Raw genomic sequence first — 20,206 nt, 5'->3', positions numbered from 1 at the left:
GCGGTCAGGCTCCGGCCTGGTCGGCGTCGTGAGCCGGCAACAGCACCGTCGCCTCGAGCCCGCCCGCCGGCAGCGGTGCGAGCCGCAGCGACCCACCGTGCAGCTCGACGATGCGGGCACCCAGGGTCAGCCCGAGACCGTTCCCCCGATCGCGACCGGCAGCCCGCGCCATCCGCGCGTCCCGCCGGTCGAACGGCTCCAAGAACCGCGCCACCTCCACCTCGTCGAGCAGCGGCCCCGAGTTGCTGACCACGACGACGGCGCGTCCCGGCGATCGCGGGTCGGGTCCGACCCACACCGAGACCCACCCGTCCGGGCCGCTGTTGTATCGCACGGCGTTCGACAGCAGGTTCGTCAACAGCTGTTGGAGGAGCACGCGGTTACCGCGCACGGATGTGCTCCGGACGGTCGACGAGATCGTGACCCCGGCGTCCGCGGCCTCCGGCGAGATGAGCTGCGACGCGTCGCGGGCCACCGCCGCCAAGTCGACGGGCGAGGTGACGAGTGGTCGGCGGTCGAGCTGGTTCAGCTGCAGGAGCGCCTCGACGATCGCGATCCCCCGCTCGTTCGTCTCGTGCAGCCGCCGCAACGCTCGGTCGACGTCACGGCCCTCCGGGTCGGCCTGGGCGACCTCGATGAGCATCTTCATCGTCGCGAGCGGTGTCCGCAGTTCGTGCGAGGCGTTGGCCGCGAACCGTTTCTGCGTCAGGAACGACTGCTCGAGGCGTGCGAGCATGTCGTCGAAGCGGTCGGCGAGCTCGCGGAACTCGTCGCGGCGACCCGTCATCGCGATGCGGTGGTCGAGCGAGCCCTCCGCCGCCGCGCGAACGGCCGCGTTGAGGTCCCGCAGCGGCCGCAGCACCCGTCCGGCCACGATCCAGCCGACGCCGGTGCCGATCACGGCCATCGCGAGGAGCGCGAGCATCGAGTAGTTGATGAGCGAATCGCGGATCTCACCGCGCGTGATGCCGGACAACTGCCTCGGATCGCTCGCCAGTGCGAGCGGGTAGTCGGGGAACCGCCAGATGATCACGTTGATGACGATGAGCGCGATGAGTCCCGTCACGACGGTGAAGGCCGCATAGGTCGCGGTGAGTTTGACGCGAGCGGTCATCCACGTCGGCCGGGCGTCGTCACCGACGGCCGGAGCGGCGGTCATGCGCCCACCTCGTCGTCGATGTCCGCACCGCTCGCTTCGGCGGGAGCCTCACCCGGCGGCAGGACCCGGTAGCCGACGGCCGGCACGGTGTGGATGATCCACGGCTCGCCGAGCACCTTCCGGAGCGTCGACATCGTCACCCGCACCGCGTTCGTGAACGGGTCGGCGTGCTCGTCCCAGGCGCGCTCGAGGAGCTCTTCGGCACTCACGACGCCGCCCTTGGCCGCAAGCAGGATCTCCAGCACCGCGAACTGCTTCTTCGCCAGGCGCACGTACCGGCCGTTGCGGTACACCTCGCGGCGGAACGGGTCGAGCCGCACACCGGCGTATTCGAGGACGGGCGGGAGCGACGCCTTGGGTCGACGCGCCAGCGACCGGAGCCGGAGGACGAGCTCACGCAGCTCGAACGGCTTGGTCAGGTAGTCGTCGGCGCCGATCTCGAAGCCGCTCTCCTTGTCGTCGAGGTCGGCGGCCGCGGTGAGCATGAGCACCCGGCAGGGCAGCTCCTGGGCGATGATCCAGCGGCACACGTCGTCGCCGTGCGTGCCAGGGAGGTCACGGTCGAGCACCACGACGTCGTAGGCGTTGACGGCGAGTCGCTCGAGCGCGGTGTCGCCGTCGAACACGAGGTCCGCGGCAAGCCCCTCGTGCTGCAGGCCCTCGAGGATGCTCTCGGCGAGGTACTGCTCGTCCTCGGCGATCAGGACACGCATGGGACCTCCGGTGTTCGTGACGGACGACGCGTCGATGGCGTCACTCCGGCGCCCGCGATGGGCGTCGTGTCGATCGTAGGCGGCACCGTGTTTCAGAACCGTCTGGTGATCATCCGACGCCCGCGCAACCGCGGTCGAGCTGGACTGGGGGCCTGGTCGTCGCGTGCCGAACACCGACGACCGACCGAGGAGGAACCATGCAGCACGACATCCAGCACCAGCAGCAGCCGCACCGGCGCCCGGGCCGACGGAGCACCGTCGCCCGCAGAGGCTCCGACCGAGCCGTCGTCATCCTCGCCGCCACGGCCGTCGCCCTCACCGCCGCGATCGCCCTGGTCGCGTGCACGGGCGTCGCGCCGACCATCACCCGCGGGATCACCGCACTGGCCGAGCACCCGTCCGGAGACGCGCATGCTGGAACCACGACCACGACGGATGGCGCGTTCGGGGCCGACGACGGCGTGCTGGACGAGAACCGCTACTCGGCCTACGACACCGATCTCCCGGCCATCGCGAACCTCGATGCGGACCTCCTGGAGGCCGTCCAGCAGGCGACCGACGCAGCAGCGCAGGACGACATCGCGCTGTACGTGAGCTCCGGCTGGCGGAGCATGGCGTACCAGCAGCACCTGCTCGACGAGGCGATCCTCCAGTACGGCAGCGAGTCGGCCGCCCGGCAGTACGTCGCCACGCCGGACGGCTCCTCGCACACGCGCGGGGCGGCCGTCGACATCGGCGCGACGGACGCGGACTACTGGCTCATCGAGCACGGCGCCGACTACGGCCTCTGCCAGACCTACGCGAACGAGATCTGGCACTTCGAGTTGGCGACCGTCCCCGGCGGCGAGTGCCCGGAACTCCTGCCCGACGCCGGGTGAGGTCGGTGCCGCGACCAGCTGCCACCGCAGGGCGTCCCGCTCCTACCCGGCGGCCGGCGCCAGCCGACTGACGAACTCGTCGACGCGCAGGCGGATGTCCCGGAACGCTTCGTCGAAGGCCTCGTCCGTCGCGGGCGCGGCAGGGTCGGGGATCGACCAGTGCAGGTCGTCCCTCCCCTCGAGTTCCTCGTGCGCCCGGTTGCACACGGTGATGACGAAGTCGCTGTGCCGGAGGACCTCCGAGGTCGCGCGTGGGACCCTCGGACGGATCCGGACGCCGTGGCGCGCCGCGGCCCGGACCGCGCCCGGGTTGACCTCGCTCGCTGGGCGACTACCCGCGGAGGCCACGGGGACGGCGCAGCGGTCCTGCCAGAGCGCCTCCGCCATCTGCGACCGCGCGGAGTTCGCCGTGCAGACGAAGACGACCCGCGCCGGGGCGGGGATCGGCTCCGGCGCGAGCCGGTCGAACGCCCCGGGCACGAGCCGCACGTAGTTGCGGCGACCGTCGGACTCCGACCGCGACCGCGACAGGATCCCGGCCCGCTGCAGGACGTTCAGATGATGGGCGACGAGGTTCGAGCCCATCCCGAGGGCGAGCTGGATCTCGGTCGGCGAGAGGTCGCCGAGCGCCAGGAGATCGACGATGCGCAGCCGCGCAGGCTCCGAAAGCGCGGCGAACTTCGACGCCCTTACCGCCAGCGACTCCACCGACACAACCCCCGACGACTCAACCGTGATTGACTCAATAATAGATGCAGGCGTCCGTGGAACGCGCTCGAGCACGCCCGCCCGAGGTCCCGGTCACCTGAAGGAGGAGCTTGTCATGGGTATCGGAACCGGAATCGCCTTGATCGTCATCGGCGCCATTCTCGCCTTCGCCGTGAACGTCGACGTCCCCGCGGTCGACCTCACACTCATCGGATACATCCTCATGGCGGCCGGTGCTGTCGTCTTCCTCATCTCCCTCGTGCTCGTGCTGCGCCACCGACAGGTGTCGTCGACGACTCGCTCCGCCGTGGACCCCAGCAGTGGCGAGCGTGTGACCCGCCGAAGCACGACCGACAACGACGGCCCCGTCCTCTGACGACCGGACCGACCGCGCCACCCATGACCGACCCGGCTACCGCGCCGCCTCGCACCGGCGAGCTCCTCGATGGTCGGTACCGACTCGAACGACCGATCGGTGCCGGCGGGATGGCGACCGTCCATCTGGCGACCGACGAGGTGCTCGGGCGCAAGGTGGCGGTCAAGCTGTTCCGCCCGGGCACGACCGATGCGACCGACGGCGCCAGGACCACTTCGGAGACGCGCCTGCTGGCGTCGCTGAACCACCCCGCCCTCGTCACCCTGTTCGATGCCAGGGTCGTCGCCGGCGACGGTTCGTACCTCGTCATGGAGCACGTCGACGGTCCGACGCTGTCCCAACGCATCGCCCGGTCGCCGCTTCCGTCGTCCGAGGTCGCCGCGATGGCCGTCGACCTCGCAGAGGCGCTCCACACCGTGCACGCGGCGCGGGTCGTCCACCGCGACATCAAGCCGTCGAACGTGTTGCTGCGACCGACGATCCTGCCCCACCAGGAGTATCGCGCGAAGCTTGCTGACTTCGGCATCGCGTACCTCATCGACAGCACCCGGATGACCGCGCCTGGCTCGTTGATGGGCACGGTCGCCTATCTCAGCCCAGAGCTGGTCCGTGGTGCGGACCCGGCGACGCCAGCCGACGTGTACGCGCTGGGACTCGTACTCCTCGAAGCGCTGACCGGTCGCCGCGCCTACCCGCAGACCACCACGCACGATTCCCTCATGGCGCGACTGAACGCGCCGCCGACGATCCCCGGCGAGCTCGGGTACCAGTGGAAGTCGCTCCTCACCGCGATGACCGCGTCCGACCCGGCCCAGCGCCCCACCGCCCTCGAGGTGGCGGTGGCCGTCCGTGGCATGGATCCCGCGCTGGACCCGGCGGATGCGACCGTCGCGACCTCGACACCGCTGGTGACCGCAGACCCGGAACCCACGGCTGCGACCGAACGGCTCGACTCGGCGACACCGCTCGCCACCGCACCGGAGGGATCGACGGGGCTCCTGACGGCGACGACACCGCTCGCGCCGACGGCGGACACGCCCGCCGAGACCGGCCCGACCGCGGTGCTCGACGGCGCTCGCCGCTCGGAGCGACGTCTCGACGGCGGTGCACGGCGCCAGGCCGCAGTGCGCCAGCCGCGGCGCCTTCGACGCTGGCTGATCCTCGCGGCCGTGCTGCTGGTGATCACCGTCGCGGTCGTCTGGTTCCTCGTGTCCCGGGCGCAGCCGCCCGCCCCGACGCTGCCCACCCTGCCCGAGCCGCTGTCGACGCACCTGCGGGAACTCATGCGGGAGGTGACGCCATGAGGCACCGACGGAGGTCTGGACTCGGGTTGATCGCCACACCCCTCATCGTCGTCGCACTGCTGAGCGGTTGCGCCGGGGCGCCAGCCGACCTCGAGCGCGCGACCGGTCAGCAGTTGCAGAGCAGCGTGCTCGGGGTGGCGAACGCGGCCGCCGCCGGCGACACGACGGGTGCACTGAGCGCTCTCGACGCACTCGAAGCGAAGCTGGCTGAGGCGGAGGCGTCCGGGGCTGTCTCGGCGGCCCGCGCGACGACCATCCGAGCCGCCATCTCGGCGGTGCGAGCCGATCTCACACCGGCCACCCCCACCCCGACCCCGACCCCGACCGCCGAGCCCAGCTCGGTCGATCCCGCCACCCCCGTCGAACCGGTGACGCCGACGGATGACGGGAACGGGGACGACTCCGGGAAGAATGGGGACAAGGGGAAGAACGGCGACAACGGCGGCAACGGCAACGGCAACGGCAACGGCAACGGCAACGGCAACGGCAAGAAGGATAAATGAAGCGACGAGGAAGCACCGCGGCCGGGCCCGACGACGGATCGAACGAGCCCCAGACCGACGAGACGACGAAGCGGACCCGGGCGGCGGAGGACGGCGTCTCGACCGTGCAGCACAGCATCGTCGTCGACCTGCCTATCGCGGCCGTCTACAAGCAGTGGGTCGACTTCGAGTCGTACCCGGAGTTCTTGCCGGCTGTGCGCGAGGTGAAGGTGACCGGTGAGGTCTACAGTCGCTGGACCGTCGCGATCAGCAAGCTCTCGCGTCAGTTCCTGGCCGAGATCCTGGAGCAACTCCCGGAGGAACGCCTGGTCTGGCGCACCATCGAGGGCGACGTCTGGTTCAGCGGCGACGCCGCGTTCGAGGCGATCGACAAGCAGCAGACCCGCGTGGACGTCACGGTGCACTGGAAGCCGGTCAACGCGATGGAACGCACCGCGGCCGCGCTCGGCCTCGCCGGGCGGGTCGTGCGTGGCACCCTCCAGGCGTTCAAGACCTACATCGAGTCCACCGGAGGGCCCTCGGGTCACTCCCGCGTCAAGGTCGTCTCCCCGAGCGGGTAGGCGACGACCGCGAGCGTGACCGATCAGCTCATGAACGGCCGCAGGTCCGGATAGCCGGTGGTCTGCCAGGCCCCGTCCACGACGAGGTTGTCGCCCGAGATGTACGAGGCGTCGTCGCTCGCGAGGAACAGCGCGGCAGCGGCGATCTCCTCGGGGGCGGCGGCACGACGGAGCGGGATGCGCTCGTCGTACGCGGCCTGCACACCGGGGATGTCGGTCAGCGACTTCGTCAACGGCGTCGCGACGAGGCCAGGTGACACCGCGTTCACGCGGATCCCGTGCTCGCCGAGTTCGAGTGCCGCCTGCTTCGTGAGCATCACCGCGCCGGCCTTCGCCGCCGTGTATCCGACGCCGAAGTGCATCGGAACGAGCGAGTTGAGGGAGGCGATGTTGACGATCGCGCCGGCCTTGCCCTCGGCGAGGAACTGGCGGGCGGCGAGACGCGTGCCGTTGAAGGCGCTGTAGAGGTTCAGCCGGACCGTGAAGTCCCAGTCCTCGAAGGAGATGTCGGTGATCGTCCCGGCACGTGATCCACCGGCGACGTTGAAGAGCGTGTCGAGCGTGCCGAAACGTTCGACGGTCTCGGCGACCAGCGCGGAGAAGTCCGCCTCGTCGGTGACGTCGGTGCGCCGACCCCACACGCGCTCACCGAAGGTCTCGGTGGCGCTCGCGATCAGCTCGGCGTTGATGTCCGCGACGACCACCGAGGCGCCCTCCGCGACCAGCCGCTCGGTGATCGTCGCCCCGATGCCGGACACGCCCCCGGTGACGATCGCGACCTTGCCGGCGAACCGGCCCTGGATTGATGCATTCGACATGATGCCACTCCGTTCTGCTCACCGGCTCTGGCGAGCGTCTCCAGCATACGCATCTATCATTCACGTGTCAGATAGTTCCAGGTGGCCCTCAGCATGACGACGCCGGCCCCGGGACGAAGTGTCCCAGGGCCGGCGTCAGGTGGCGCTGAGGCCTACCGCGGCGACTGCTCGCGATCGGCGTCCGCCCCGACGCCGTCGCCACCCGAAGCCCGGTCGAGCGAGGGCGCCCCGCTGGTCGACGCAGGCACCTTGCCGCGCGCTGCAGCCTCGAGCGACTCGGCCTCGTCTCCACCGACGGCCTCACCGCGGGCGACCAGCCCGGCGACGTCGGACAGCGGGATCTGCTTGAGGAACAGCGACAGCAGGAAGGCCGCACCGATGAACGGCAGGAGGTACCAGAACACCGGGGCCAGAGCATCGGCGTAAGCGGTGACCACACCGTCGCGGATGCCTGGCGGGAGCTGGCTGAGCGTCTGCGGGTCGATCGTCGCCGCCGCGTTGGAGGCGTCCCCAGCACTGGCTCCCGAACTCGCGAAGACGTCCTTGAGGTTCGCGGTGAGCCGCGTGGTGAAGATCGTGCCGAACACGGCGACACCGAGCGACGCACCGACCTCGCGGAAGTAGTTGTTCGTGCTGGTCGCGGTTCCGACCATCGACGCGTCCACCGAGTTCTGGGCGACGAGCACGACGACCTGCATGATCAGGCCGAGACCGGCGCCGAAGAAGAACAGGAAGACGCAGATCAGCCAGATCGGGGTGTCCGCCGTGAGCGTCGTGAACGCGACCATGGAGGCGGCGGTGATGAGCGTGCCGATGACCGGGAACATCCGGTAGCGACCGGTCCTGGTGATCAGGTTCCCCGAGACGATCGAGGTACCGATGAGGCCGACCATCATCGGGATCATGAGGAGGCCCGATGCGGCTGCCGAGGTGCCGGACGACATCTGGAGGAAGGTCGGCACGAAGCCGATCGCCGAGAACATGCCGAGGCCGAGCGTGAGGCCGATCGCGGTCGCGTTGATGAACGTCGGGTTCTTGAACAGCGACAGCGGGATGATCGGGTCCTTGGCGCGAGCCTCGGTGATGACGAAGAGCAGCGCGGCGAGCAGCATGCCGATGCCGAACATCCACGTCTCGATGGCACCCCAACCGTGGGCGGCGTCGCCACCGAAGTCGGTGAAGAAGATGAGGCAGGTGGTGAACGCCGAAAGGAAGATGACGCCGAGGAGGTCGATCGGCGCGGTCGCCTTCTTGTTCGGCAGCTTCAGCGTGAAGAACGCGATCGCGAAGGCCGCGATGCCGACCGGGATGTTGATGTAGAACGCCCACTGCCAGGTCAGGTGGTCGACGAAGAAGCCACCGAGAAGCGGTCCACCGACGGCGGAGAGACCGAACACCGCGCCGAGCGGGCCGAGGTACTTGCCGCGCTCGGAGGCGGGCACGATGTCGGCGATGATCGCCTGTGACAGGATCATGAGGCCACCGCCACCGAGGCCCTGGACGGCACGCCAGACGATGAGCTGCGTGAAGTCGCCCGCGAACGCACAGCCGACGGAGGCGATCGTGAACAGGGCGATCGCGACGAGGAAGAGCCGACGACGGCCGAGGACGTCGCCGAACTTGCCGTACACGGGCATGACGATGGTGGTCGCCAGGAGGTAGGCGGTGGTGAGCCAGACCTGGTGGTCCACGCCGCCCAGCTGTCCGACGATCGTCGGCATGGCGGTGGAGACGATCGTCTGGTCGAGGCTGGAGAGCAGCATGCCCGCGATGAGGGCGGCGAAGATGATCCAGATGCGGCGCTTGGTGAGCAGCATCGGGCCCTCGGTGGGTGCGGCGGTGGCGGCGGTCACTGGAGGTCCTTTCGGGGAGTGGGGTTCGTGTGGGGGTTCTGGGGCGCGGCGGCGGGAGGTCCGACGTCGGGGTCGTCGGGCTCGAGGATGGTGCGATAGGTCGCCAGGCAGTCGCGGATGGAGCCGACGATGTCGAACTCGCCGATCTGGCCGAGGTCGGCGACGCCGCTGCCGAAGACGCGCGTCATCGTGGTCTTGATCGCCATCCCGAAGAGGTCGGCGCAGGCGCGGGCACGCGGGTCGTCTGCCGGGACGCCTTCCCGCGTGGCGATGAGCTCGACGAGCAGTTGCTCGCGCTCACGGTTGAGGCCCATGAAGCGGACCAGCAGCTTGGGTTCGCGCTCGAGGGCGGCGTGGAAGTCGACGTGCTCGGCCAGACCGAACCCGGATCGCTCCGCATGACCGGCCGCGATGAGCATGAAGTCGTCGAGCACGGCGCGCCACCCCCGCGAGCCGAGGGCGAGGAACTCGGTGGCGAACCGCTCGGTCTCCTCGGTCTCGTCGACGCCGAGGACGGCGTCCTCCTTGCTCGGGAAGTAGTTGAAGAAGGTGCGACGCGAGACGCCGACCTCCTCGCAGAGTTCCTCGATCGTGAAGCCGTTGAGCCCGTGGGTGGCCGTGAGCCGACGCGACACGGTCGTCAGCCGCGCAGCGGTGGCGGCCATCCGGTCGGACAGCCGATTCGTCGAAGTTGCACTCTGCATCACGAAGTGCAGTATTGCACTCTCTGAGCCGGGGTGCAACTTGCGGCACGAGTCGCCCAGTCGGGCCTCACTAGAGTGAACGCATGGACCCTCGTCAGGCACGAACCCGCAGTGCCCTCCGCGACGCGATCCACACCCTCGCGGCGGCGAAGCGCATCGATCAGGTGACCGTGGCGGAGGTGTCCCGGGTGGCGGGTATCACGCGCGACACCTTCTACCGTCACGCCGCGACGCCCGTCCACCTGCTCGCTGACGTGCTCGGCGAGGAACTGGATGAGACGCTCCGGGCGCACGCCGATCTGCCGGCGCACAGCGACTCGACGCTGAGCGTCTTCGACGAGTCCGAGCGCGACCTCCTGCGTCACGTCGCCGAGCACGCGACGATCTACCGCAACGCCATGCACCCCCGGCTCATCGGACCCCTGCGCGATGCCCTCACCGAGCGGATCGAGCAGGCGCTCGCGCACCACCTCGACCGACACCCGCACATCGCCCCACCCCGCGAGGACGGCATCACGCCCGAGCGACACGTTCGGATGCTCGTGGCCTACGCCGGTGCCGGCACGGTCGCGGCGATCGAGGAGTGGCTGCGATCCGGCGACCTCGACGACATCGACGCGGCGGCCCGTACGGTCATCGCCGCCTCCCCCGCCTGGTGGCTCGGCCGCGCCTGACCCTGGGTCCGACGCCAGCGCGGTGCGCGGACGCGAGCGCGGGTCACCGACGTGGGCGCGCCCCTCCGGAGACCCGCGCTCACGTCCCCCGGGGTGCGCTCACATCAGCGCACCGCGCTGATGTGAGGGCCTCCTTCGCGACATATGTCGGTGTAGGCATATCTGCTCTGTGGATAACCCGAGGGGCCTCCTCGACCGGCCGTAGCGTCGAGGGATGTCAACGACCTCCCTGCCTCGAATCGCCCCCGCTCTCGCTCTCACGATGGGACTCCTCGCCCTCACCGCGTGCACTAAAGCCGAGCCGGCACCCCCTCCGAAGAGCACTCCGCCGGTCTTCGAGAACGAGGAACAGGCCCTGGCCGCGGTGACGGAGACGGTCGGTTCATTTGTCACCGTCGTGAACACTATTGGCGCCAAAGGCGGACAGGAACCAGAACGGCTCGACCACCTTCTCGCGCCCGAATTGAGAGATGCAGAGACTGCAGGATTCGCTGACATGGCGGCGAAGGGCTGGAGAACTACCGGCGAAGCCACCCTTCAGCGCGTCGAGCTCGTCCAGTGGTGGCCTCGGCCCGACGCTATCGGCGTGATCGCAGTTGCTCAAGCGTGCATCGACTACGCCGGCGTCGACGTTCTGGACTCCAGCGGAACCTCAGTTGTCAATCCAGAGCGGGATCAGCTCCGCTCAACGGAGCTACAGCTCACCGCAGCGGACGGGGAACTGCTGATATCAACGAAGAAGCCTGTTCCGGAAAGCGAGATCTGCTCATGATCAGAAGAGGCGCTCTAGTGCTCGCTCTGATCGCCGTTGTATCGCTCACTACTCCTGTCACGTCGGCATCTGCAAACAACTGCACCGAGGTCGACTACATGAATGGCGCTTGTATCGGAAGTGGCTCCGTCGACATCGGGGCAGTGTCGAGCAGCCTGGTTCGGGCGGCGGCGGTGGCTCCGGCGGCGGAACGGGCGGAGACAGCGGTGGTGGCGGGTCGGCCGAGTTGCCTCCCGGGGTGACCGACGGGCCCAACGGTGAGCGGACGGTCTGCAGCCTCATGCGCCCCGACGAGTGCTACACCTTCACTCCCGGCGACCTCGGCACCGACCTGGGGGCAGCACCCGCCGCGCAGCCCGTGACGATCCGCGACGTCGCCAGCTTCGCCCCCGCCGCACCCACCCTCACTACCGAACCCGCCGCCTGGGGTGTCCGTGGGCTCCACACGAACGTCATCGCCGGCGCCTCCGGACACACCCGAACCGGCACCCTCCTCGGCCAGGTCGCCGAGGTGCACTTCATCCCCGTCGGATTCACCCTCGACTACGGCGACGGCGACACGACCACCACCCGAACCGGCGGATCCAGCTGGGCCGCCCTCGGGCTCGCGGAGTTCTCCAAGACCCCGACCAGTCACCGCTACACGACGGTCGGAACCAAGACCATCACCGTCGACGTCGAGTACGCCGCCGAGTACCGCATCGGCGACAGCGGCTGGCTCCCCGTCATCGGAACCCTGCCGATCCCGACCGAAGAACCCCACACGGTCCAGATCGTCCGCAACTCCACCGTCGGCGTCGACAAACCCTGCCGACCCGGCACACCCGCCATCGGCTGCTGACCGCGTGACCGAGAACGTGCTCGAGCTTGGTCCCGATCAGATGAGCCCCTCGCGGCCGCCCGACACCCAGTTCGGGTCGGCGGCCCGTGGACCGCTCACCTGGTCGGCGTAGGTGTCGATCTCGGACCGGATCTCGTCCGTCAGCTCCACCTGGAACGCCTCGAGGTTCGCGTGCAGGTGCGCGACGCTCCGGGTGCCGGGGATCGAGACGACCCGTGCGCCGAGCTGCTGCCCGCGGTCGTGCACCCAGGCGAGCGCGAGCGCCTCCGCGGTCGTCCCGATGCGGCGGGCGAGGCTCCGGAAGCGTGCCGCGAGTTCGAGGTTCGCCGCGAGGTGCTCGGGCTGGAAGCGCGGGAAGTTCGCTCGCGTCCCACCGAGCGGCACCGTCTCGGCTGTGAAGTCTTCGGTGAAGAGTCCGCGCGACAGCGGCGAGAACGCGACGACCGTCACGCCGAGCTCCGCCGCCGTCGGGACCACGTAGGTCTCGATGTCACGGCTGACGATGCTCCATTCCGACTGGATCGCGGCGATCGGGTGCACGGCGTGCGCGCGGCGGAGTTCGTCGCCCGTCGCTTCGGACAGACCGATGCGGAGGACCTTACCGGCGGTCACGAGTTCGGCGAGCGCCCCCACCGTCTCCTCGATCGGTACGTTCGGGTCGACGCGGTGCTGGTAGTAGAGGTCGAGGTGGTCCGTGCCGAGGCGGGTGAGCGTCCCGTCGATCTGCTCGTGGAGGTGAGCACGGTCGCCGCGGATCCCTCGCTTGCCGATGCCGCCGCCGGTGACGATGCCGACCTTGGACGCCAGGAAGACGTCGTCACGGCGCCCGGTCAGGTACCGGCCGAGGAGCTCCTCGCTCCGGCCCTCGCCGTAGACGTTCGCGGTGTCGATGAGGTTCACGCCGCTCGCCAGGGTGGCGTCGAGGATGGTGGTGACCTCGGCGTCGGCGATCGCCCCGTAGGTACCGGCGATGGACATCGCACCGTACCCGATGGCGCCGACCTCCGCGGCGGTGTCGCCCGTGCCGATCGTGGTCGAGGGCAGTGCGGTCGTGGTCGGCTCCGTGGCCAGGGGCGCTTCGCTCATGGATTCACCGTACGGCTTCACGACAGGTTCGACGTCCGGTCCGTCACGCGGTGCAACGTCAGGCGCGCGATCCGGCTCGGGCGACGAGCGTCTGCAGGAGTGCGGCGGGTTCCTCAGGGTCGTCGATCGTGATCGCGAACTGCTTGCCGGAGGTGCTCGTGACGACGAGTCCGGGCCCGGAGCGCAGCACGACGGCCGAGCGACCGGGCATGATCCGGTAACCCCAGCCGCCCCAGTCCATCGGGCGGATGTCGGTGGCCTCGACGACGTCGACCTGGTCGAGGGGGATGCGCTTCATGGGGATGCCGAAGAGCGAGACGACGCGGAGGCCGCGCCAGTCGACGCTGATCCGCAGGCGGATGAACGAAGCACACAGGAGGGTCGCGACGGCGAGGATCGACAGACCGAACATCGCGACGCCCGACTCGCCGCCCAACAGGATCGGTGTGTAGGCGACGGCGCCGATCGCGACGAGTGCGAGGGTGAGCCAGAGGAACAGCAGGGCCGTGACGCTCCGACTCCAGGCACCGACCTCGGTCTCACCGAGGTCCATCGGCGCCGGTCGGGCGGCTGCCCCGGCGAGCAGCGGCTGAGCCGGCAGGATCACGGCGGGGATCACACCCCAGAGCGAGCACAGGGCGAGGGGGACGATCCACCACCCGAGGACGGCACCGTCGACCGATCCCGCTTGGATGGTGAGCCACGTCGGGATGACCCAGACGGAGGCGGCCGACCCGGCGGCGATACCGATGAAGAAGATGATCATGCGCTTGGTCCGCATGCCGGGCCGCGGGAGGGCGAGCAGGATGGCGGCTGTGACAGCAGCGACGGACGCGATGATCAGCGTCACGAGGAAGACGCGCGCGGCGGGCATGGAGTCGTCCGGTGCACCGGTGCCCGACCAGTGCGAGGCGACGTCGGCCGGGATCGCATCGCCCCAGACGAGCCGGGTGAGTGCGATCGCGATCGCCGGGACGGCCATGGCGAGGCCGGCCAGGACGATTCGTCCGCGCGCTGGTGCTGCCGGTGGCGGTGTGGTGGTGTCGTGCATGTGCTCCCCCTGAGCTGCTGAGGTGGTCTGATCGCCGGCGTCCTCGGCCGACGTGGTCGTGCGGTGGCGTCGGCGATCGTCAGGTGCGTTCGATCATCCGGCTGAGGTCGTTCGGGGTGATCCCGAACTTGCGTGCCTCGGTGACGAGTTGGGCGACGAGTTCGTTGACCCGGACGAGGCCCGGGGCTGCGTCCTCGTTCACCCACGCGCCGCGGCCCTGTCGCATCCCGATGAGTCCGTCGTCGCGGAGCTCTCCGTAGGCGCGGAGGACCGTGTGCATGTTGATCTGCAGTGCTCGGGCGAGGTCGCGGGCAGGCGGGAGGCGCTCCCCCGGCGCCAGCGCGCCCGTCGCGATACCGGAGCGCACCTGCACCGCGATCTGCTCGGCGAGCGAGACCGCGGAGGTGGGATCGACGCGGAACAACATGTTTGCAATGGTACTAGAACAATACCGCCTGTGCCCGCGACATCCGTGGGGTTGAGGTCGGCGCGGTGCGCTGACGCGAGTGTGCGCCACTCGGCGCGGGCGCACCCCGCAACCGTGAGCGCGCCCCTCCGGAGACCCGCGCTCACGTCAGCGCACCGCGCTGGCACCAGCCACAGCGGAGGGAGGGACCGGTCAGAGGGCGACGACGTGGACCGCGACGTCCGCGGCCGTGAGGCGCTCGAGCTCGTCGGGGTCGGCGGAGGAGTCGGTCACGAGGTCGTGGATCTGCCCCAACTCGGCCATGCGCGCGAGTGTGACCCGCCCGACCTTCGAGCCGTCGGCGACCACGATGACCCGCTGCGCGTGCCGCACCATCGCCAGGTTCGTCCGAGCCTCACGCTCGTCGTGCGTCGTCGCACCGCCCTGCGCACTGATGCCGTCGGTCCCGAGGATCGCGGTACCCACGTTGATCGCACTGAAGGTGTTCTCGGCGAGCGCCCCCACCGCCTCGAACGACGTCGACCGCACCAGCCCGCCGGTCATGATCACCTGCAGGTTCGGCCGGGAGGCGATCTCGGTCGCCGTCGTGAGCGAGTTCGTCACGATCGTCAGCTCCGACCGGTTCGACAGCTCCTTCGCGACCGCCGCGGTCGTCGTGCCACCGCTCAGAGCGATGGCGTACGGCCCCGCGGGGATCATCTCCGCCACGCGCATCGCGATCCGCCGCTTCGCCTCACGGAACTGCGTGTCACGGAACCGGACCGGCACCTCGTCGCGTGCCTCGATCGCGCGAGCGCCACCGTGGGTGCGGAGGACGAGTCCGAGGTCGTCGAGGTCGGCCAGGTCGCGCCGGATCGTCGGCGCCGAGACCTGGAGCCGCTCGGTGAGCTCGTCGATCGAGACCACGACGTCGTCGACGGCGAGCAGCGCGAGGATGTCGCGCATCCGCTGGCTGCGCTTGCCCGACGGCGCATGTCGAGACAGTTCCGCCGCTGTGGGTGCTCGCATCACTGCCTCCGTCCTCGGGTGCTTCGTCGACCGACTCGCCAGAGCTCGACCGCCGCACCCGCCGCATCCCGCACCAGATGCTCAGCGAAAGTGAGCATTTGAGTCGATTTCCGATCAAGTTCTTGCTCGGTTCGATCACTGTAGTCGATGATCGCTCCATGACACGAGTGACTTTCATCGGGGCGGGCAGCGTCGTCTTCACCCGCCAACTCATCGCCGACCTCCTTCGCTACCGCGACCTCGCCGGCCTCGAGATCGTCCTGCACGACATCGACCCCGAACGCCTCGCGGTGGCCGAGGGCACCGCTCGCCACGTCGACGAACGCCTCGACGGCCGGGCGACGATCTCGGCGGAGTCCGACCGTCGTCGTGCCCTCGCCGGAGCGGACTTCGTGATCAACATGGTCCAGGTCGGCGGCATCCGCGCGACCGTCTCCGACCTCGAGATCCCGGCAGCGCGCGGTCTCCTGCAGACCATCGGTGACACCACCGGCGTCGGCGGCGTCTTCCGCGCCCTCCGCACCTTCCCGCTGCTCTCTGCCCTGACCGCCGATATGCGCGAGATCTGCCCCGACGCCCACCTGCTGAACTACACCAACCCGATGGCGATGAACATCTGGTGGGCGTCGGTCGTCGCCCCCGACATCAGCGCGATCGGCCTCTGTCACAGCGTGTTCTGGACGGTGAACGACCTCTGCGAGCTCGTCGGCGTGCCGATCGAGGGCACGAGCTACCGCGCCGCCGGCGTCAACCACCAGTCGTGGTTGCTCGAGTGGACCCACGAGGGCCGCGACCTCTACCCGGCCCTGCGCGACCGCATCCGCGAGGACCCGGAGCTCAGCCGCCGCGTGCGCGTCGAGATGTTCCGCCGCATCGGCTACTACCCCACCGAGACGAGCGAGCACTCCTCCGAGTACCTGTCGTGGTTCCTCCGCTCCCCCGAGCAGGTCGAGCGCTTCCGCCTCCAGCCGCTCGAGTACCTCGGCATCAGCGAGGAGAACGTCGCGGAGTTCGGGGCGACGAAGGCCGCTCTCTCGGCCGGGACCCCGTTGACGCTCGAGGACGAGGCGAGCGAGTACGCCCCGCAGCTCATCCACTCGCTGGTGACCGACACCCCGCGACTCATCCACGGCAACGTCGTCAACCGCGGCCTCATCGACAACCTGCCGCAGGGCGCCGTCGTCGAGGTCCCCGTCCAGGTCGACGGGAACGGCATCGCCCCGCAGCCCATGGGCGCCCTGCCCGTGCAGTGCGCCGCGCTCAACCGCCCCTACGTCTCGGTCGCCGAACTCACGATCGAGGCCGCTCGCACCGGTGACCCGACCCTCATCCGGCAGGCGGTCCTCATGGACCCGAACGCCTCGTCCACCCTCACGCCCGAGCAGATCTGGGAGCTGTGCAACGACCTCGTCGCCGCGCACGGCGAGCTGCTGCCGGAGCCGCTGCGGGAGATCATCCCCGCCGACCGCATCTGACCGACCCGAAGCACCGCAGCCCCGCACCGTTCCCGAACGATCGACACAGGAGACGACCACCGATGTTCCCACCCCGTTCCACGATCCACGCTTCCAACTCCCCGCACGCCCGCCGCGCACGTCGCCTCATCACCGCGACCGCCGTCCTCGCCGTCGGAGCGCTCGCGCTCTCCGGGTGCGCCGGCGGATCGTCCGGTGCCACGACGCTCGACAAGGACGCGAAGGTGAAGCTCACCTTCTGGACCGGGCAGGCCGACGCGGCCCAGCAGATCCTCACCGGTCTCGTCGACGACTTCGAGAAGCTGCACCCCAACGTGACCATCGACGTGTCCTCGGGCGCGCCGTCCACGGAGGACCTCCTGCAGAAGCTCTCCGCGAGCTTCGCGGGCGGCAACTACCCCGACGTCTCGTACGCCTTCGGTTCCTGGGCGAGCCGACTCGAGGCGTCCGGCCGCACCCTCGACATCACCGACCAGGTGGCGGAGCCCGACGTGAAGTGGGACGAGTTCTCCGAGGCGGCCCGGAAGACGGTGCAGCCGACCGGCGAGAAGACGATCGGCTTCCCCGCTGTGGTCGACAACATCTCGCTCCTGTACAACACGACCGTGTTCGACGCGGCCGGCGTCGACTACCCCACGGCCGACTGGACCTGGGACGACTTCCGCGAGGCGTCGAAGCAGCTCACCGACCCGTCGACGAACACCTACGGCTACGCATACTCGGTGTCGGGCAGCGAGGAGACGACCTGGCAGTTCTGGCCGCACCTGTGGCAGAACGGCGGGTCGATCATCTCCGACGACGCCAAGACGGCCGAGTTCGCCTCGGACGCGGGCGTCGACGCACTGACCTTCCTCCGCGACATGGCGGTCGACGACAAGAGCGTCTACCTCGACCAGACCGACACGAAGTTCGGCGACCTGTTCGCCAGCGACCGCATCGGCATGATCACCTCCGGTCCGTGGCAGCTGTCGACGCTGCAGACGAAGGGCACCAAGTACGGCGTCACCGTCCTCCCCGGCACCGACGGCGACCACCAGACCGTCTCCGGCCCCGACGTGTGGGCGCTGTTCGACCACAAGGACAAGAACCGCGAGTACTGGGCGTACGAGTTCACGAAGTGGCTCACCGACTCGGAGCAGGACCTCAAGTGGAACGTCGCCTACGGCAACCTCCCGCTGCGGTCGAGCGAGATCGACACCCCCGAGTTCCAGGCGCAGGTGGCTCAGCTGCCCGGCCTCGACGTGATGGCCGAGAACGGCGTGAACGCGAAGCAGGCCCGCCCGACCGTGCCCGGCTACGTCGGCCTGTCGGAGGCCATCGGCAAGGCGATCTCCTCGGTGCTGCAGGGCCAGGGCGACCCGAAGCAAGCACTCGAGGATGCCGCGAAGGCCGCCGACGACGCCCTGGCGGAGGACTGATGTCCACGGTCACCGGACGCGACACGACCCCCAGGACGGAGCCGGAGCGACCCGAACGTCTCCCGGCTCCGTCTCGGCGAGGCAAGAACCGACTTCGCGACAACCTCACCGGGTGGGGCTTCGTCGCCCCGGCGATGCTCATCGTGCTGGGCCTGTCGATCTTCCCCGCGATCTGGGCGTTCTTCCTGTCACTTCAGAAGTGGGACGGGTTCAGCGAGCCGGAGCAGGTCGGGCTGGAGAACTACGCCAGCATGATCGGCAACGACGAGCTGCAGGCGGCCGTCGTCCACACGGTCGTCTACACGCTCCTGTTCGTCCCGGCGTCGCTCGGACTCGGCTTGTTCCTCGCCGTGGCCCTCAACCGCCGGATCCGCTTCATCGGCGTCTACCGCACGGCGATCTTCGTCCCCTTCGTCGCCTCCGCGGCCGCGACCGGCATCCTCACGACCTTCCTCTTCAACCCGCAGTTCGGGCTCCTCAACACCGTGTTCCGGTTCCTCGGACTCCCGGCGCAGGGCTGGCTCGAGGACCAGGGGCAGGCGATGGTCGTCATCACGATCATGTCGCTCTGGGGGCAGGCGGCGTTCACGACCGTCATCTACCTGGCTGCCCTGCAGGACATCCCCTCCGAGTTGCTGGAGGCGGCGCGGATCGACGGCGCGAACGCCTGGCAGTCGTTCTGGCGCATCACCTTCCCGCAGCTCGGGCCGGTCACCGTGTTCGTCGCCATCTGGCAGTTCATCCAGGCGATCCAGCTGTTCGACCTCGTGTACACCACCACGAGAGGCGGCCCGCTCGGCGCCACCCAGACGATCGTGTTCTACCTCTGGGACGCGGCGTTCAAGCAGTTGCAGTTCGGGTACGGTTCCGCGGTCGCCTACGGGCTCTTCGTGGTGACGCTCATCGCCACGATCGGTGTCGTCCTGTACTCCCGCCGCTCCAACGTGGAGGCATTCTGATGACCGTCCTGACCACCCCAGCACGCGGTGACGCCGCCACCGGCAAGCCGTCCGTGACCGCCACGCCCGCTGAACGACGCACCCGTCGGCGCTTCAGCCCCTGGCACCTCGTGCTCGCGCCGATCGCGATCATCTTCGCGATCCCGTTCGTGCAGATGTTCATCACCTCGGTGACGCCGGAGTCGGAGATCAACACCTATCCGCCCCGCATCCTCCCCTCGCACATCACCTTCGACGGGTTCGCGAAGCTCTTCTCCGAGTCGAACATCCTGCTCTGGCTGGGCAACACGGTCATCGTGTCGACGGTCGCGGTCCTGTCCCACCTCGTGCTCTGCTCGCTCGCCGGCTACGGGTTCGCGCGCCTGAAGTTCCGCGGCAAGACGATGGGCTTCCTCATGATCGTCGCGACGATCATGATCCCGACGCAGCTGCTCATGATCCCGACCTACATCCTGTTCTCCCGGATCGGGCTCATCGACAGCCTCGGGGCAGCGATCGTGCCGTGGCTGGCGTCGGCGTTCGGCATCTTCCTCATGCGGCAGTTCTTCCTGTCGCTGCCGGCGGAGCTCGAGGAGGCGGCACTCATCGACGGCTGCACCCGACTGCAGGTGTTCTTCCGGGTGATCCTGCCGCTCGCGAAACCGGCCCTGGCGACGCTCGCGATCTTCACCCTGCTGGGTTCGTGGAACGACCTCGTCTGGCCGCTCATCGCGATCAACAACGACCAGGCCTTCACGCTGCAGCTCGGCATCACGAACTTCCAGGGCGCGCGCCGCACCGACTGGGCGCTCCTCATGGCCGGCAACGTCGTCGCCACGCTCCCGCTGATCGTGTTCTTCCTCTTCGCCCAGAAGCAGTTCGTGGCGACCATGACCTTCTCAGGCCTCAAGGGGTAGGCACCGATCCCGGCGTGGCAGGA

Annotated in this window: 22 protein-coding genes; 12 read left to right on the top strand and 10 right to left on the bottom strand. The window is 69.2% G+C overall.

Going from position 1 to position 20,206, the window contains the following annotated elements:
• Nucleotides 1–4: 4 nt before the first annotated feature.
• Both BIU99_RS00510 and BIU99_RS00505 read right to left on the bottom strand, forming a co-directional pair.
• Entirely contained in the window at nucleotides 5–1,159 is a 1,155-nt protein-coding gene (locus tag BIU99_RS00510) for a HAMP domain-containing sensor histidine kinase (RefSeq protein ID WP_071258599.1), read from the bottom strand.
• Nucleotides 1,156–1,872 carry a response regulator transcription factor gene (locus BIU99_RS00505; protein ID WP_071258597.1) on the bottom strand — a complete coding sequence of 239 codons (717 nt, stop codon included), beginning with the start codon at nucleotides 1,870–1,872 and terminating at the stop codon, nucleotides 1,156–1,158. Before BIU99_RS00505 ends, BIU99_RS00510 begins: the two co-directional genes overlap by 4 nt.
• A gap of 197 nt (nucleotides 1,873–2,069) precedes the next feature.
• Between BIU99_RS00505 and BIU99_RS00500 the strand changes: the two genes are divergently transcribed.
• Nucleotides 2,070–2,750, top strand: a complete 681-nt coding sequence (locus BIU99_RS00500) for a M15 family metallopeptidase (protein WP_083397099.1) — start codon at nucleotides 2,070–2,072, stop codon at nucleotides 2,748–2,750.
• A gap of 42 nt (nucleotides 2,751–2,792) precedes the next feature.
• Here BIU99_RS00500 and BIU99_RS00495 read toward each other — a convergent pair whose 3' ends face one another.
• A complete protein-coding gene (locus BIU99_RS00495; RefSeq protein ID WP_371263729.1) occupies nucleotides 2,793–3,458 on the bottom strand; it encodes an ArsR family transcriptional regulator in 666 nt (221 codons plus the stop codon).
• Nucleotides 3,459–3,573: 115 nt separating this feature from the next.
• Here BIU99_RS00495 and BIU99_RS00490 point away from each other — a divergent pair, with 115 nt between their 5' ends.
• The 4 genes from BIU99_RS00490 to BIU99_RS00475 are packed head-to-tail and all read left to right on the top strand — an operon-like array spanning nucleotide 3,574 to nucleotide 6,201.
• Nucleotides 3,574–3,834 (top strand): DUF6458 family protein, encoded by a 261-nt coding sequence (locus BIU99_RS00490; RefSeq protein ID WP_071258592.1) that lies wholly within the window; start codon nucleotides 3,574–3,576, stop codon nucleotides 3,832–3,834.
• Nucleotides 3,835–3,857: 23 nt separating this feature from the next.
• Complete coding sequence (locus BIU99_RS00485) at nucleotides 3,858–5,138, top strand: serine/threonine-protein kinase (protein ID WP_071258589.1); 1,281 nt, start codon at nucleotides 3,858–3,860, stop codon at nucleotides 5,136–5,138.
• Nucleotides 5,139–5,164: 26 nt separating this feature from the next.
• Nucleotides 5,165–5,641, top strand: a complete 477-nt coding sequence (locus BIU99_RS00480; RefSeq protein WP_071258588.1) for a hypothetical protein — start codon at nucleotides 5,165–5,167, stop codon at nucleotides 5,639–5,641.
• Nucleotides 5,638–6,201, top strand: a complete 564-nt coding sequence (locus BIU99_RS00475) for an SRPBCC family protein (RefSeq protein WP_082916198.1) — start codon at nucleotides 5,638–5,640, stop codon at nucleotides 6,199–6,201. The genes BIU99_RS00480 and BIU99_RS00475 overlap by 4 nt, the downstream gene beginning before the upstream one ends.
• Nucleotides 6,202–6,224: 23 nt before the next feature.
• Here BIU99_RS00475 and BIU99_RS00470 read toward each other — a convergent pair whose 3' ends face one another.
• From BIU99_RS00470 to BIU99_RS00460, 3 genes are all read right to left on the bottom strand, one after another.
• Nucleotides 6,225–7,019 (bottom strand): SDR family NAD(P)-dependent oxidoreductase, encoded by a 795-nt coding sequence (locus BIU99_RS00470; RefSeq protein WP_064296401.1) that lies wholly within the window; start codon nucleotides 7,017–7,019, stop codon nucleotides 6,225–6,227.
• A gap of 152 nt (nucleotides 7,020–7,171) precedes the next feature.
• Nucleotides 7,172–8,836, bottom strand: coding sequence for an MDR family MFS transporter (locus BIU99_RS00465; protein WP_082916199.1), 1,665 nt, complete (start codon nucleotides 8,834–8,836; stop codon nucleotides 7,172–7,174).
• Between the two features lie 32 nt (nucleotides 8,837–8,868).
• Entirely contained in the window at nucleotides 8,869–9,576 is a 708-nt protein-coding gene (locus tag BIU99_RS00460) for a TetR/AcrR family transcriptional regulator (protein ID WP_083397098.1), read from the bottom strand.
• Between the two features lie 83 nt (nucleotides 9,577–9,659).
• Between BIU99_RS00460 and BIU99_RS00455 the strand changes: the two genes are divergently transcribed.
• The 3 genes from BIU99_RS00455 (at nucleotide 9,660) to BIU99_RS00445 (ending at nucleotide 11,863) form a co-directional block, all read left to right on the top strand.
• On the top strand, nucleotides 9,660–10,250 hold the full coding sequence (locus tag BIU99_RS00455) for a TetR/AcrR family transcriptional regulator (protein ID WP_064296406.1): 591 nt from the start codon (nucleotides 9,660–9,662) through the stop codon (nucleotides 10,248–10,250).
• A 214-nt stretch (nucleotides 10,251–10,464) separates the two neighbouring features.
• The gene (locus tag BIU99_RS00450) at nucleotides 10,465–11,022 is read left to right on the top strand and encodes a hypothetical protein (protein WP_071258583.1); all 558 of its coding nucleotides are present in this window, start codon (nucleotides 10,465–10,467) and stop codon (nucleotides 11,020–11,022) included.
• A gap of 238 nt (nucleotides 11,023–11,260) precedes the next feature.
• Entirely contained in the window at nucleotides 11,261–11,863 is a 603-nt protein-coding gene (locus tag BIU99_RS00445; RefSeq protein ID WP_071258579.1) for a hypothetical protein, read from the top strand.
• Between the two features lie 36 nt (nucleotides 11,864–11,899).
• Here the strand turns inward: BIU99_RS00445 and BIU99_RS00440 are convergent, their stop codons facing one another.
• The 4 genes from BIU99_RS00440 to BIU99_RS00425 all read right to left on the bottom strand — a co-directional run bounded on the left by BIU99_RS00440 (nucleotide 11,900) and on the right by BIU99_RS00425 (nucleotide 15,435).
• Nucleotides 11,900–12,949 (bottom strand): aldo/keto reductase, encoded by a 1,050-nt coding sequence (locus BIU99_RS00440; RefSeq protein ID WP_071259247.1) that lies wholly within the window; start codon nucleotides 12,947–12,949, stop codon nucleotides 11,900–11,902.
• Between the two features lie 58 nt (nucleotides 12,950–13,007).
• Complete coding sequence (locus tag BIU99_RS00435; RefSeq protein WP_139205290.1) at nucleotides 13,008–14,000, bottom strand: hypothetical protein; 993 nt, start codon at nucleotides 13,998–14,000, stop codon at nucleotides 13,008–13,010.
• 79 nt (nucleotides 14,001–14,079) lie between these two features.
• Complete coding sequence (locus tag BIU99_RS00430) at nucleotides 14,080–14,427, bottom strand: GntR family transcriptional regulator (RefSeq protein ID WP_064296756.1); 348 nt, start codon at nucleotides 14,425–14,427, stop codon at nucleotides 14,080–14,082.
• Nucleotides 14,428–14,619: 192 nt separating this feature from the next.
• On the bottom strand, nucleotides 14,620–15,435 hold the full coding sequence (locus tag BIU99_RS00425; RefSeq protein WP_071258575.1) for a DeoR/GlpR family DNA-binding transcription regulator: 816 nt from the start codon (nucleotides 15,433–15,435) through the stop codon (nucleotides 14,620–14,622).
• Between the two features lie 158 nt (nucleotides 15,436–15,593).
• Here BIU99_RS00425 and BIU99_RS00420 point away from each other — a divergent pair, with 158 nt between their 5' ends.
• From BIU99_RS00420 to BIU99_RS00405, 4 genes are all read left to right on the top strand, one after another.
• Nucleotides 15,594–16,910: an alpha-glucosidase/alpha-galactosidase gene (locus BIU99_RS00420; protein WP_071258573.1), complete on the top strand. Its 1,317-nt coding sequence runs from the start codon at nucleotides 15,594–15,596 to the stop codon at nucleotides 16,908–16,910.
• A 62-nt stretch (nucleotides 16,911–16,972) separates the two neighbouring features.
• Entirely contained in the window at nucleotides 16,973–18,328 is a 1,356-nt protein-coding gene (locus BIU99_RS00415; RefSeq protein WP_082916241.1) for an ABC transporter substrate-binding protein, read from the top strand.
• Nucleotides 18,328–19,287 (top strand): carbohydrate ABC transporter permease, encoded by a 960-nt coding sequence (locus BIU99_RS00410; protein ID WP_071258571.1) that lies wholly within the window; start codon nucleotides 18,328–18,330, stop codon nucleotides 19,285–19,287. Before BIU99_RS00415 ends, BIU99_RS00410 begins: the two co-directional genes overlap by 1 nt.
• Nucleotides 19,287–20,183: a carbohydrate ABC transporter permease gene (locus BIU99_RS00405; protein WP_071258570.1), complete on the top strand. Its 897-nt coding sequence runs from the start codon at nucleotides 19,287–19,289 to the stop codon at nucleotides 20,181–20,183. Before BIU99_RS00410 ends, BIU99_RS00405 begins: the two co-directional genes overlap by 1 nt.
• Nucleotides 20,184–20,206: the final 23 nt, after the last annotated feature.

The organism is Plantibacter sp. MMLR14_011 (assembly GCF_001865025.1).
Classification (GTDB): Bacteria; Actinomycetota; Actinomycetes; order Actinomycetales; family Microbacteriaceae; genus Plantibacter; species Plantibacter flavus_A.
This window is presented reverse-complemented; position numbering and strand designations above follow the sequence as displayed.